Source organism: Microcoleus vaginatus FACHB-2002 (genome assembly GCF_040004035.1).
Classification (GTDB): Bacteria; Cyanobacteriota; Cyanobacteriia; order Cyanobacteriales; family Microcoleaceae; genus Microcoleus; species Microcoleus vaginatus_C.
Genome location: NZ_JAMPLN010000035.1, coordinates 25,855 through 40,115 on the forward strand (window position 1 = coordinate 25,855; position 14,261 = coordinate 40,115).

Here is a 14,261-nt window from a genome sequence, read left to right on the forward strand (position 1 = left end):
ATTCGGCGTAGCTGATTTACGGTATGAAAGGCTAAATATGCCGGGTCTTCCCTACTTAGTGTGCTAATTTATCTAAAATTAATGACCTAAATTTTTACACAGCAAGGGTTTCCAGTCTTACTTTAGTTAATGGGGAGCCATTTTTTCCTTCGATTCATACATAGCTTGAGTTTTAACTACTTCAACTAATGGTTTGGCAGACTCAGTAAGGAAGAGCCAGCTTTACTAACAAGTTCTTTCTGCTGATTTACTGCCATTCACCATCTTTCCTAAAAAAACCCGGTTTCTTCATGAAACCGGGTTTTTCACACTTAAACTGCGTGTTGTCGATACCAATCAATCGTATTTTTCAATCCTTCCTTAAACTTCACCTCCGCCACAAAACCAAACTTTTCCTTAGCCCTTTGGGTATCCAAACAGCGGCGCGGCTGACCGTTCGGTTTGTCGGTTTCCCAGACAATTTCTCCCTCAAATCCCATCAATTCGCAAATCGTTTCCACTAAATCGCGAATTTTAACTTCACTATTCGTTCCCAAATTAACCGGGTCAGATTCACTGTAATCTTGCGTTGCCATCACAATTCCCCGCGCGGCATCTGTGGAATACAAAAACTCACGGCTAGGGCTGCCGTCGCCCCAAACTGGCAGTGTTTTGTCTCCCCTTTCTTGGGCTTCGTAGACTTTGCGAATTAATGCGGGGATGACGTGGGAACTTTTCGGATCAAAGTTATCTTCCGGGCCGTACAGATTTACTGGTAGCAAGTAGATACCGTTGAATCCGTACTGCTGGCGGTAGGATTGCAGTTGCACTAATAAGGCTTTTTTGGCAATTCCGTAAGGTGCGTTAGTTACCTCTGGATAGCCGTTCCAGAGGTCGTCTTCTTTGAAAGGAACTGGGGTCAAGTTGGGATAAGCGCAAATCGTGCCGACGCAGACAAATTTTTCGACTCCTGCTTCGTAGGCGGCGTGGATTAGTTGCGCGCCCATCATCAAATTGTCGTAAAATAATTCAGCAGGTTTGACTAGGTTTAAACCGATGCCACCGACGTGGGCGGCGAGGTGAATGATTATATCTTGTTTGTCGGCGGCGCGCTTGCAGTTTTCCATAACGCGGAGGTCGCACTCGCGCGATCGAGTCACCGAAATTTTATCAGCATCGGCCCCTGCTTTCACTAGCTGGTCGATTACCTGACGGCCCAAGAAACCGGCGCCGCCCGTGACTAGAATGCTTTTGCTGCTTAAATCCAAGCTGGTCATAATTTTAGCCTCGGGATTTTGAATAAAGGTCGATCGACAATTTCAATTCTAAAATTGTTGCTTTAGCAAAAAAAGCTTTCAGCTACAGGATGAGGTTGCCCACAAATTTGTTTTAGCTGCAGCAGAGAGGGACAATTTGCGCCGCGCACACCCGAAAGTTAAATATAGGGGTCGCGACTCCCCAACTATCATTTTAATGTTTTTTTTAGCCCGCACAGCCGAAAATTTTGCGAGCAATTAAGCTGGTTCTTTGAATGCCGATCGCGCTAGGCTAATACCGTAACAACCCTCTCATCATTTGTGAAGTGTGTGCAGGGGCAATCCTTTGGTGCACGCCTTTCGCCAAAGGGGTAGACACGGGGCCCTACCCCTACAAATTGTTCGCACTGACCGCTTGGTTTAGTGACTTAATCAAATCCGTTGCCCGAACCTCGACTTTGCTGGTCTAAAGCTTTCATGTCCGCATCTACCATTAAATGTACTAACTCCTGAAAAGTTACAGAAGGTTCCCAATTTAATTGCTGGCGCGCCTTAGTCGAATCGCCTATCAACAGTTCGACTTCTGCCGGCCGCAAGTAGCGTTCGTCAAACTCCACATATTTTTGCCAATCTAAATTGACGTAAGTAAAAGCCAAATCGAGAAATTCCTTAATAGAATGGGTTTCGTTAGTAGCAATGACATAATCGTCAGGCTTGTCTTGTTGCAGCATCAGCCACATCGCCTGCACGTAGTCTTTAGCATAGCCCCAGTCCCGCTTAGAATCGAGATTGCCCAAGTAAATCTTTTTCTGCTTGCCGGCGACTATTCTGGCAACGGCGCGAGTAATTTTGCGAGTTACAAAAGTTTCGCCACGGCGGGGAGATTCGTGATTGAACAAGATGCCGTTGCAGGCAAAAAGTCCGTAAGACTCGCGATAATTTACTGTTTGCCAGTGCCCGTAAACTTTAGCGCAGGCGTAAGGACTTCTGGGATAAAAAGGAGTTGTTTCCTTTTGCGGAACTTCCTGTACCAAACCAAACATTTCCGAAGAACCTGCTTGATAGAACCGCACTTCTATGCCCGTGCGGTGCTGATAGTCCCGAATTGCTTCTAGCAGCCGCAATACTCCCATGCCTACTGTGTCAACCGTATATTCCGGGGAGTCAAAACTGACTCGAACGTGAGATTGAGCGCCTAAGTTATAAATTTCTACCGGCTGAACTTCTTCCAATATCCGGCGGAGAGTGGTGCCGTCCGTCAAGTCGCCGTAGTGTAGAAACAGGCGCGCACCCTCGCTGTGAGGATCGACATAGATGTGGTCAATTCGATCGGTATTGAAACTAGAACTGCGCCGGATAATGCCGTGAACTTCATATCCTTTCTCTAACAGTAATTCGCTCAAGTAGGAGCCGTCTTGACCTGTAATACCTGTTATTAGCGCTCGCTTACGTTGCGTCATCTGATTTTCCTTTGACAGGCTGTGTTAATTCACAATAAACTTTTTGGCAGAGGCTGTTGCTCCCTGCCGGCCGTATTCTCAAACTCTACGTTAACTGCTTTATAAAACTTACTCAAACTTACCTTTAGTTACCTAAAGCCAGTTGAAGTTTACTTCCTACGCTGTTGGGTAGTGGGCTATCCCAAGATAAGTAGGCTATCCCCCTTAAGCCAAAGGTTATAGAGTTAAGTTTAACACCTAAACCTAAAGTAGTCTATCTAGAAGAACGGATCTTTCTAGATGAATAAGAGGTAGGTTTATTTAAGTATTTGCCCCTTTAGTTAAGCTCACAATTCTGCGATCGGCATCCAGGAACTGTTTAGTTTTGACAAAGAGTTTGTCGCGGATTGTCAGTAGTCAGCATCAGTGGTCAGTAACAAATAAAACTAACTACCGATGGCTGACTGCGGACAAAAATTAATATGCGCCGTTATTTTTGGGAAAAATCACAACTCCTATTGTTTTGAAAACAATCCACATATCCATCCAAAGGTTTTTGTCATTTGCGTAATAGAGGTCGATTTGGACTCGGCGGGGATAGGGAATGTCGTTGCGACCCGACACTTGCCACAAGCCTGTAATTCCAGGTCTTATGGTGAGAATTTTGTTGATGTGACGGCCGTATCTCGGCAGTTCTTCTTCAACTAAAGGTCTCGGTCCGACGACACTCATATCTCCTTTTAAAACATTCCAAAACTGGGGAAACTCGTCTAAACTGGTCATTCGTAAAAATCTTCCAATCCAGGTAATTCGAGGGTCTTGTTTCAGCTTGAAATTGTCCTCAAACTCTTGACGCAAATGCGGAGAATTTTCCATGATTTCTAGCAATATATCGTCCGCATTTTCCACCATCGTTCTGAATTTAAGGCAATAAAACCTTTTACGGTTTTTGCCTACTCGTTCCTGTACGTAAAAAATAGGACCGGGCGAGCTTAAGGCGATTAAGAAAGCCAAAAGCAGGTAAACCGGAGCAAACAGGATCAGAACCGATAAGGAAAACAGGATGTCAAATAACCGCTTGAAAAGTTCTCCGTCGAGGTTCTGTAGAGAACGACTTATGCGTCTATCTCCTTGCAGGACAGACCCAAAACCGCGTCTTGCGATCGCTCGAATTACCTTGCCGGAGATTAGTTGGCTGTCGGCAGTCATCTTACTCCTTCACTTCACACCACACACAGTCCTGATCATAAAGCCTCAAGACGCTTTGTTCTCTGAATTATGTTTCCAATACTCAATTTTTTGCCCTCAGAAGGCTTCAAAAGGCAGAAGGAAGAAGGAAGAGGGCTTCTGGCGGCAGAAGGAAAAAGGCACAAGGCACTTATGCAGAGGTCTTCTGAAGGCACTTATACAAAGGCAGAAGGAAGATTGTCCCGCTATCGGGTTCAGGCACTCTCAAGCCCCAGACTCAGTAAAATCACGGGAGTGAAATTCCTGATAGCAGCGTTCCACAAAAGCTAGATAGCGCTGCCCAAAAACTTCTGGGGCAAACTGTTGAGCGCGCAACCTGCAGATTTCTGGCCGAAATTTGCCTTGCAACTGCTCAAATTCCTCGACAGCTTCGACTAATGCTGCTGCGGTTTGGGAGGAAAAAAATAAACCAGTCCCTGTCTCTGGGTTTTGGCGAATGTCGAGCACTGTCTCCAAAGCGCCCCCTGCTGCATAGGAAATTACTGGTGTTCCGCAAGCTTGAGCCTCTACCAAAGCTATGCCAAAATCTTCGCAAGCTGCATATACAAAGGCTTTCGCCTCGGCCATGTACTTTTCCACTATTGAGGCGGGCTGCCAGCCGAGCACTTGCACGTTGGGTTTGGCGATTTGCCGAATCATTTCTAATTCTGGCCCGGTGCCGATGACAATTAGAGTATGCCCGAGTTGATTGAATGCTTGGACGATCGCACTTACGTTTTTGTAACTTACCAACCGACAAACGGTGACGTAAAAGTCTTGTTTTTGCCGCATCAAGGAAAATCGCTCGATGTTTACCGGCGGATAAATCACCTGGGCCCGCCGCCGATAGCACCGCCAAATTCGGCGCGCAGTGTGTTGAGAGTTGGCGATGAAATAATCAACGCGGTTGGCGGAAATTACGTCCCACTGCCGCAGTCGATGCAACAAATATCGCGTCAGCAGCCCCGGGATGCCCCGTCCGGCTTTGCTGCTACGCAAATAGTCAAAAGTTAAGTCCCAAGCGTAGCGCATAGGAGTGTGGCAGTAGCAGACGTGCAGTTGCTGGGGGCTGGTGAGGATGCCTTTGGCGACGGCATGGGATGATGAGAGGATGATGTCGTATTCTCGCAGATCTAGTTGTTCGATCGCGATCGGCAGAAATGGCAGATATTTTTGGACACCGCTGCGGGCCTTGGGAAAGTGCTGTAAAAATGTTGTGCCAATCTGTCGGCCGAAAAGATAGCTTTCGGGATTGGCCGATTCAAAGTCGATGAGGGCATAGATATCTGCCTCGTCTACGTGTTTGAGGATTTCCTGTACTACGAGTTCTGAACCGCCAGTAGCTAAGGGCGTCAACCATTCGTGAACTAGGGCGTATTTGAGTTTTTTCACTTGTATTTGTAGCCGATCAAACGATTTGTTAGCGCCAGTGCTGTCAATATTAGTCTTACTGAGGGATAACTTACGCAATATCCCGCCATCAACCAGGTTTCTAGGTAGGTATTTAGCTCAAACCAAGGATTTTGGGAATAAACGGAGTTTTTGTCCAATCAGCCACAGCCAAACTGTACTCTCCGGCAGTGATTTCCCCGATTGTTGACAAGAAATACTATTAGGCGGAATACTGAAGGTGATTTGCGATCACCTAAATCTGCGGAATCGGCGATCGGCTTAATGTGGTGTGAGGAAAAAATGTCCAAATTTTTGTGGAAGGGACTTTTAGTTAGTCCCGCTGTATTGGCAGCAAGTTTAGTCGTATCTGCGACGGCGCTAGCAGCAGAGCAACCTGTAGAAATTGCCACGGCAGCTCAAGCTGATAAATTGCAATTAGCAGGTGCTGCAACCGAGGCAGCCAAGTCTGAGACAGCAAAGCCTGAGACAGCCGAACCAGCTTCACTAGCTAGCAAATCAACTGTTGAAACTATTGATAAAGAAAGTGCAAACCTCTACGAGGGCTTCACTAACGATTTGATCGCCCCAGTTGCCGAACAAGCAAAAGCACCGGAAGTTGCAGCAGCAGATTTAGGCGAAACCAAACCCGCAGTAGCGCCCGCAAATTTAAGTCCCGAACAACCTGTCGCAGAGCAAATTCCCGCAGTCGCGCCCGCAAACTTAAGCCAAACGCAACCCGCCGTTGCACCGGCTAATTTAAGCGCGCAAGAGCCGATTTCCCAATCAACTGAGCCAAGTGCCCAACCTCAAGCACAGTCAAATGTTTTAGAACAAATCAACCAATACAGCGCCGAAGACAGTAGCAGCGAAGATACTGCCGGCCAAGTAACCTCTGTTTCGCAACTTTCCGACGTTCGACCAACCGATTGGGCTTTCCAAGCTTTGCAGTCTCTAGTAGAGCGCTACGGGTGCATAGCTGGCTATCCTGACGGCACTTTTCGCGGCAACCGGGCGATGACTCGCTACGAGTTTGCAGCGGGTTTAAATGCGTGTTTGGATAAAGTTAGTGAGCTGATTCAAGGCGGTTCCAGAAATCTGGCGACGCGAGAAGATTTGGCTTCTGTCCAAAGGTTGCAAGAAGAATTTGCGGCGGAATTGGCAACTTTGCGCGGCCGCGTCGATGCTTTGGAAGCGCGCGCCTCTGAATTAGAAGCAAATCAGTTTTCGACTACGACTAAACTCAACGGCGAAGTGATATTTGGTTTGGCTGGTATCGCCAGGGGAGAGGATGCTGAAGGTAACGATGCCGATAAAGCGACGGCTTTTGGCAGCAGGGTTCGTATCAATTTCGACACGAGTTTCTCTGGAGAAGATTTGCTGAGAACTCGACTGCAAGTTTTGAATCTGGGTTCGTTTTCTACTAATAATACGAAAACCGCTGAAGGGGAATTGCGGTTTAATGCCGGGCCTTTTGGCGAGGCTAGCAATACTGTAGGTTTAGATGCGCTGCTTTACCAATTCCCTCTCGGCAAAAGCACTACTGTAATTCTAGAAGCCAACGCCGGCGCTGCTGATGATTTTACCAACACTGTCAACCCTTACTTTGACGGAGACGGCAGCTACGGCGCTCTTTCTAACTTCGGTACTCGCAACCCGATTTACTATTTGACTGGTGGTTCTGGCATCGCTCTGCGGCATCAATTTGGCGACAAACTCGAACTGAGTTTGGGATATTTGGCCGGCAATGCTGCGGACCCGACGCGGGGAAATGGTTTGTTCAACGGTTCTTACGGCGGTTTGGCTCAGTTGACTTTCAAACCGAGCGAGAGCATGGCTTTAGGTTTAACTTACGTTAACTCCTACAACTTCGTCACCGGTACCGGCAGCAATGCTTCTAATTTCCCGGCGCGTCTAGGTTCCTTTGGGTTCGACAGCGATAGCACTCTGCCAGTTTCTAGCAATTCCTACGGCGCGCAAGCTTCGTGGCAGTTGAACCGGAGATTTGCAATTGGCGGTTGGGCGGGTTACACCAACCAGCGCATTTTATCCAACTTGGCTACTCCTACGGGTTCTGTGCAGCGGGGCGATCAAAAAATCTGGAACTGGGCCGTTACTTTGGCTTTTCCCGATTTGTTGAAAGAAGGAAATGTGGCGGGGATTGTGGTAGGTATGGAGCCGCGGGTGACGAGTTCTACTAATCGGACTTTGCCGGAAGATAAGGATACTTCGCTGCACGTTGAAGGTTTTTATCAGTTTAAGTTGAGCGATAATATTTCTATCACTCCTGGTCTGATTTGGCTGACTGCTCCTGACCACAATAAGAATAATTCTGATTTGGTGATTGGGGTTGTCAGAACGACGTTTACTTTCTAGGAGAAGCCCTTGGGGATTTTAGATTTTAGATTTTAGGTTGGCAGTTTTAATCTAAAATCTAAAATCGCCCATCTAAAATTGTCCGAGCTTGGGTTTAAGGTTTCAACAAAAACGACCAGCTTTAGCTAAAGCTGGTCTGCACAAATAGTTAAATCCGTTGTGTTGTGTTCTCACAGTGTTTTTCTCACAGTGAGGAAACCCAAGTTGCACATTTCTTTGCAAAGGGTTCTAAAAGAAATATCATCTCTCTTAAGCGGTATTATAACAACAAAATTTAATTTTCTGTAATAAAACTTTACATTACAGACGCCTTTTAATTTTTGGGACGATCGCACTCTCGGTCACTTTGTATAATCAAGCCGGGGTTCAAAAACCCGGTTCCTACGTAGGTTTATCGGTTGCAAACCGATGATTTTGGGTAAAAACGAGGTTTCGATTGGCGATCAACCTTTCTGCTCACTTTGTATAAATAAAGCCGGAGCTTGCTGCGGTCTACCCCAGACAATCCGCTCCTGCTTGTATACAACCATACCCGGTTTAGCACCTTTCGGCTTGTATACATATTTCGGTTCTGTATAAACCACCGGGACTTGTTCGCTGTGGCGGGCGCGACTGTAGTAAGCAGTCATGTCGGCCGCAAATTGCAAATCAGTTTCTTCAGCCACCGTACCGGGTTTGAGACGCAGCAAAGCGTGGCTTCCGGGAATTTCTAGGGTGTGGAACCACAAGTCGTAGTCATTGGCGGTGCGAAAAGTGAGTTGGTCGTTTTGGCGATTGTTGCGCCCGATTAATAATTCAAAGCCGCTGGGGGTTTGGTAGCGGTGAAATTCGATCGCAGCATTTTTGTCGGTACTGCGGTAATCGGGTACGTCTAGATATTTTTGCTGGATCAGTTCTTCGCGGATTTCGGCGAGGGTTTGCAAATCTTGGGTGTTGCGGTAGGTTTCCAATACCGAAAGTGCGACTTCAACTTGTTCTAAATAGTCGATTTCTTCTTGTACGGCGGCTAACAAAGGTTCTACTGCAATGCGAGCTCTTTTAAGTTTTTGGTGTTTTTTGTAGAGGGCTTGAGCGTTTTGAACGGCGTTTTTTTCCGGGTTTAGGGCAATGATAACTGGTTTCTCGGTTTCAAAGTCAGGGAGAGAAATTGATTTCATTCCCGGTTCCCAATGCTGCAAGTTTGCCATCAGCAAGTCGGCTTGGGATTTGTGGGTGTCTGCGTCGGCAGATTGCTGTAAACGTTCTTTAAATGTGTTGGCTTTGAGGCGCAGTTTTGCGAGGACGTTGTTGAGTTTTTGGGTAAGCTGATGCCGCAGTTGGGCGAATACTTCTTGATTGATTTCGCCTGTGTAGTAGCTGTTAAGTATTTCTTGAACGGAAGAGATGGAAGAATCAGAGGGCGGGCACGGGGGCACCGCCCCTACATTGTGATTTTCTGGTGCGGGCCAATCGATGACGGTGTAGCCTTCGGGAGTAAAACTCGGATGAAATTTGGAGTTTTCTAGGCATTGCAGCCAGTATAGCCAGCGCTGGAATAGTTGCTGCCATTCGTCGGGATTGAGGCTGTCGGTGGATTGTTCGGGGTCTAAAGAAGCCGATCGAATCATTGACAAAACTAAGGCTTTACTCATTCCTCGGTAATTCTTCAGCAGATTGCCCTTTAATTGCCCAGGAACCAGGCTAATTCGTGATTGCCAGCGGTTTTGAGATTCGCTCAGACTCGGCACTGCATCGGTCAAAGACGGGGGCATTTCGTAGGGTTGCCCGGTTTGGATGGGACGGACGGTGGACTGTTTGGCGCTGACTTGGTGGGCGCAGGTGACAACGAGGTTGTCTTGGGCGGTGAGGATGACGTTGCTGTATTTGCCCATGATTTCGGCGTAGAGATGCCAGAGGGCGGGTTCTCCGGGGCGTTTGGCGAATTGCAAGTCGATGACTCTTTCCCAGGATGAAACAGGGGCGATGGAAACTAAGGCTAAACCGCTGAGTTGATGCCGCAGTTGTTCGCTGAAGGTGAAGGTGTCGGGAATGCGGGGCGGGGGGTCGCCGACGCAGATGCGGGCGGCCACAGGATGCCAGGAAAGGTCAATCCAGCCGCGCCCTTTCATGGTGCGGAGGGCTAGGGACACGGTAAATCGATCGCGCTGGTAGACTTGTTCTAAGCGCGCTGGCAGCCATTGGGCTCGCAGTTCGCTGCAAGCTGCGGTTAAAGTTGTAAAGTCTACGGGTTGCACGGTGGCCTCTTTGCGATCGAACTATCTATTTCTATGCTGACAGATATCGGTCACATTTTACTAACGATATAAAATTATTGTTAACTCTTGGCTCCGCCTCCTTCGCTAGGAAAGCGCTGCCATAATTCCGTTAAGAAATAACAAATAACTAATAGACATCTGCTAAAAAACAGGTTTTGAACAGGCAGGGTGCCTGTTCGACAAGAATTATGGGAGATGTCTAATAACAACTAACTAATAATATCAAATCCCTTAGCCTCGGAATAGTAAATTCGAGTTCACTGTTCACAGTCAACAGTCAACAGTCAACAGTCAACATCATTCCGGTGCAACCGGAATCGATATAACTTCCCGAATCAATTGCAAATGTTTGTACAAAGGTGCGATCGTATTGGCGGCGATCGCGCCGCTAGCAGCCACAGCGGGCAAACCAATTCCCGGAAACGTCGAATCTCCGCAGCAAAACAGCCCCGCTAAAGGCGTTGTCGGCCCGGGAAACAAGCCGCTACCCGCCCGAATTCCGGGCCCGTAGGAACCGCGATGGCGGCGCAAAAACCGTTCGTGGGTGAGGGGTGTCCCAACTAAGGTGAGTTCGCAGCGCGATCGAATATTGGGGATAATTCTCTCTAAGGCTTCCCACATTACCTCGGCGCGCGCTTGTTTTTGCAGCTTGTACTCTTCGCTGGTGCGATCGAGCTTTTGCCACAAATCGTAAGGCTCGTTTCCGGGGGTATATGCGTGAATGACGTGCTTTCCCGGAGGCGCGAGGTCGGGGTCGAGGAGGGAGGGAATCGAGACGAGAACGACGTTCTGAGGGGCCGAAACGCCCATTTCCCAGTCTTTGACGAAGATGTAGTGACAAGCCAAGTCCGATCGCACTCCGGCTGCATCAATTCCCAGATGCAGGTGCATGAAGCTGTCGCACTCGGGCGTCGCCTGCCGTTCTTGCCGAAACCTTTGCGGGACAGAGGTTTCAGGCAACAGTTTCATGGTATCCCAAACGGATGCGTTGGAGACGACGGCTTTGTGCGATCGAATAATTTTGCCCGATCGCAGCCGCACGCCGGCAGCCCGGTTGTTTTCCACCAAAACTTCTGCAACGTGGGAATTTAGCAGCAACTGCCCTCCGTGGCGCTCTAAACCGCGTACCAGGGCATTTACCAAAGCTGCACTACCGCCGATCGGATAGTCCAAAACTGCATTGGGGCGATACCAGTCGGCGAACATGAAAGCGACTTCGGCTGCGATCGTTCCGTCGGCGGGAAGGCCAGACAGCAGGAAACACAACAAATTCAGCCAATTTCGGACAAACGGATCTTTAACATTTTTGTCCATAATTTTGCTGAAAGGGCCGGAAAGTGCGATCGCGTCGCCAGCACTTTGCAGGAAAGCCGGCGCAAATTGGCCGAGGGTAAAAACAGCGCCCAAATCGAAGCGCAAAGCCAGGGAGGGCAAGGCTGTGGCAGCTTTGGCGTAGGGCTCCATGATGCGCTGGAGTTGCTGCCATTCGGCGACTGCTTCCGCGCCGCGCAGTTGTGCGAGCACTTCGCCAAATTGACTCGCACCGACGGATGTGTCGAAATCGCCTTCTGGCAAACAGCAACCCCAGGTATCGTAGGTGATGCAGGGGAGTTTTTCGCCGATCGCATCCAAAACTTGCCGCAGGGGATTCGCAGACGGGCTGTAGGATAATCCTGAGTACAGGGAGGGCCCGGAGTCGAAGCTAAATCCGTTGCGTTCAAAACCGTGTGCGGCCCCGCCCGCGACGGAATAGCTTTCGCAAACCACAACGTCAAAGCCATAGCGGGCAAGCATTGCAGCGCAAGTCAAGCCGCCTATTCCGCTGCCGATGATGATGATTTCTGTGTCTGTGGGGGCGATCGCAACCATGTTTTTCTCCGCTACATCAGCTAATATTATCTCTGTTACCAACAATCAAACTGGTTTGTATATTAAATGGAAAATATATCTATTCTAGAACAAGCCGCTAAATCTAATTCTAAACCATCTTCCAACGCCGTAGTTGCCGCCCTCCTAGAAGCTGAGAAATGCGCGAAAAAAACCAAAATTCGCTATTCTTTCGAGCAATTAATCGGCCAATGGCAACTCTGCTTTATCACCGGCACGAAAAAGACTCGACAAAAAGCGGGAATTGTCTTGGGTGCGGGACGTTACATCCCTGAGTGGATTGCGAAAATTCAAATTGCTTATTCGGCGGAACCTGTTGCTGAAGGGGAAGAGAATCGCGAAACCGGCAGGGTGGAGAATTCGGTGCAAGTTGGGGCGATCGTACTAACTCTTTCCGGGCCGACTAAGTTTTTGCCTAATAATATTTTAGCTTTTGATTTTACCAGAATTACTGTGAAACTGTTGGGTAAAACGGTGTATCAAGGATTTATTCGCGGTGGAGAAGCGCGGGAGTCGGAATTTTTTAGTTTGAGTGTGGGAAAGCAGGCATTTTTTGCATATTTTCTGGTAGAAGATGGGATAATTGCGGCTAGGGGAAGGGGTGGTGGATTGGCTTTGTGGGGGAGAGTTTAGCGGTTCTTAATTGCCGGGAATACAGCAGGGAAATAACCTGGTTTATTGGGGAATTGGCGGGATATTTGTTCTGCTTGGCGGTTGACTTCTGTTGTTTACTTCATCAATATAACGCAAAGTAGCAGCTTCCCGGGCGCGATCGCCCAATTCCCGCCAGATTGGTAAAGCTTGGTTATAGTATTTCAATGCTTCTTGCGGTTGGGAAATGCTGTCGTACACTAAACCAATAATATTCAAAGTAGCAGCTTCCCGGGCGTTATCGCCCAATTCCCGCCAGATTGGTAAAGCTTGGTTATAGTATTTCAATGCTTCTTGTGGTTGGGAGATGCCAAGGTAGGTTAAACCAATACTACCCAAAGTAGTAGCTTCCCACCCGCGAGCACCCACTTCCCGAAAAATTGGTAAAGCTTGCTTCAAGTATTTCAATGCTTCTTGCAGTTGGGAGAGACCACTGTAGTTCAAAGCAATATAATTGAGTGCTATAGCTTCAATTTCTTTTTCTTTAAATTGTCGCACAATAGCTATAACCTGCTGCCATGTTTCTATCGCTTGTCGGGCTTGTCTTTGTTGTGTCTGTTGCTTTGCTTGTTCTATGAGTTGCTTTAATTTTTCAACCTCTGCATTTTGACTTTGCGCCCAACTCGGTTGCACCATCAGTGGCACAGTCAGAGGAGTCAGACATACACCCAAAACCAAAACACTGCTAATAATTCGTTTCATCTTTTTCATGATTTACCACAGTCGATTAATAGAATAGGCATCAAACGCAGAATCTTTACTTAATATGGGTATCCCTTCCATTCTTGCTTGTGCGATGAGCAACCTATCGAACGGATATTTATGATGGGGGGGCAGGGTCACGATCGGACTTAGATGATCTAAATTGATATTCAGGAGATTAAAGTCTTCCAAACTGAGTTTTTGCGCGATCTACTCATGAAGAGGCAAGCTCAAATTTAAATGCCCTTTACTTTGCTTAATTGCCATTTCCCAGATACTTGCTATACTGACCAGTTTATTATTATCTTCATCCTCAATTAGAATTCGTGCAGTAGCACTGAGTTGAGAATTGCCCGCAAAAAACCAAATTAAGGTATGAGTATCTAACAGAAGTCTCATTACATATAATCCTTGAAATATTCTAATGGCTCGTCAAAACCGTCAGATATTGAAATTAAATCGCGATCGCTGCCAAACAGTGGTGCACGGCGCTTTTTAGGAGGCATCACCGATGATTTTCTATTGGTTGTGCGATCGCTTTCTAATAATTCTCCAATTTTGTGCCATTCCTCTCTGTCTTCATCGGACAAAGCAGCCACAAACTCTTTCATTCTTTTCAGTTTCTCCTCATGGTTGATAGGCGAAACTTCCCGCACTTCAATCCGAACTTCGCAGCCATCAGGAATATTAAATTTTGCTGACCGTGAAATGTTTTTACCTTGTTTTATGCCTTTAACTTGGATAGGTTCGGATTTCAACACTTGCCACAGAAAATCTGACATTTGGATGTTTTTACCTTGTTTTATGCCTGTAACTTGGATAGGTTCGGATTTCATCGCTTGCCTGAGATAAATTGCAGATATCAGGTCAGACCAGGTAAAGTTTTCAGGCAGTTGATCGATTAAGCTGCGGACTTCTTCTTTAAGATTGATGGTGTCCATCGGTTTTAGTAAAGAGAGTATAGATTTTAATTGTAGTACAAGCGGTATTGAAGCGATCAAGCTTTTAGCAAAAGTTCATTCCAACTGATATTTTACATTTGTTGCAACAGTCCGGCGGGGGTTAAAACCCCCGACGGACTACGGGATTTGTGTTTTTTA

10 protein-coding genes and 1 pseudogene are annotated in these 14,261 nt (G+C 47.3%); 2 read left to right on the plus strand and 9 right to left on the minus strand.

The genetic code is table 11. The features are described from left to right. Positions 1–311: 311 nt before the first annotated feature. From NDI35_RS23590 to NDI35_RS23605, 4 genes are all read right to left on the minus strand, one after another. Entirely contained in the window at positions 312–1,256 is a 945-nt protein-coding gene (locus NDI35_RS23590) for a GDP-L-fucose synthase family protein (RefSeq protein ID WP_445314841.1), read from the minus strand. A 407-nt stretch (positions 1,257–1,663) separates the two neighbouring features. After that, positions 1,664–2,695: a GDP-mannose 4,6-dehydratase gene (gmd, locus tag NDI35_RS23595; RefSeq protein ID WP_445314842.1), complete on the minus strand. Its 1,032-nt coding sequence runs from the start codon at positions 2,693–2,695 to the stop codon at positions 1,664–1,666. 456 nt (positions 2,696–3,151) lie between these two features. After that, entirely contained in the window at positions 3,152–3,883 is a 732-nt protein-coding gene (locus NDI35_RS23600) for an undecaprenyl-phosphate galactose phosphotransferase family protein (protein WP_006631924.1), read from the minus strand. A gap of 243 nt (positions 3,884–4,126) precedes the next feature. Continuing rightward, complete coding sequence (locus NDI35_RS23605; protein WP_445314843.1) at positions 4,127–5,293, minus strand: glycosyltransferase; 1,167 nt, start codon at positions 5,291–5,293, stop codon at positions 4,127–4,129. Between the two features lie 300 nt (positions 5,294–5,593). Here NDI35_RS23605 and NDI35_RS23610 point away from each other — a divergent pair, with 300 nt between their 5' ends. Further along, the gene (locus NDI35_RS23610; protein WP_445314860.1) at positions 5,594–7,666 is read left to right on the plus strand and encodes an iron uptake porin; all 2,073 of its coding nucleotides are present in this window, start codon (positions 5,594–5,596) and stop codon (positions 7,664–7,666) included. Between the two features lie 443 nt (positions 7,667–8,109). Here the strand turns inward: NDI35_RS23610 and NDI35_RS23615 are convergent, their stop codons facing one another. Both NDI35_RS23615 and NDI35_RS23620 read right to left on the minus strand, forming a co-directional pair. Continuing rightward, positions 8,110–9,900, minus strand: a complete 1,791-nt coding sequence (locus NDI35_RS23615) for an Rqc2 family fibronectin-binding protein (RefSeq protein WP_445314844.1) — start codon at positions 9,898–9,900, stop codon at positions 8,110–8,112. A gap of 318 nt (positions 9,901–10,218) precedes the next feature. Continuing rightward, positions 10,219–11,790, minus strand: a complete 1,572-nt coding sequence (locus NDI35_RS23620; RefSeq protein ID WP_445314861.1) for a phytoene desaturase family protein — start codon at positions 11,788–11,790, stop codon at positions 10,219–10,221. A 66-nt stretch (positions 11,791–11,856) separates the two neighbouring features. On the opposite strand from NDI35_RS23620, the gene NDI35_RS23625 reads away from it, so the two are divergent. Beyond that, positions 11,857–12,441, plus strand: coding sequence for a hypothetical protein (locus NDI35_RS23625; RefSeq protein ID WP_445314845.1), 585 nt, complete (start codon positions 11,857–11,859; stop codon positions 12,439–12,441). Between the two features lie 42 nt (positions 12,442–12,483). On the opposite strand, the gene NDI35_RS23630 is transcribed toward NDI35_RS23625, so the two are convergent. The 3 genes and pseudogenes from NDI35_RS23630 to NDI35_RS23640 form a co-directional block, all read right to left on the minus strand. Next, complete coding sequence (locus NDI35_RS23630) at positions 12,484–13,161, minus strand: tetratricopeptide repeat protein (protein ID WP_445314846.1); 678 nt, start codon at positions 13,159–13,161, stop codon at positions 12,484–12,486. Positions 13,162–13,173: 12 nt separating this feature from the next. Then, positions 13,174–13,560 (minus strand): annotated as a pseudogene (locus NDI35_RS23635) (type II toxin-antitoxin system VapC family toxin). Continuing rightward, positions 13,560–14,102 carry a hypothetical protein gene (locus NDI35_RS23640; protein WP_445314847.1) on the minus strand — a complete coding sequence of 181 codons (543 nt, stop codon included), beginning with the start codon at positions 14,100–14,102 and terminating at the stop codon, positions 13,560–13,562. Before NDI35_RS23640 ends, NDI35_RS23635 begins: the two are co-directional and overlap by 1 nt. Positions 14,103–14,261 lie beyond the last annotated feature (159 nt).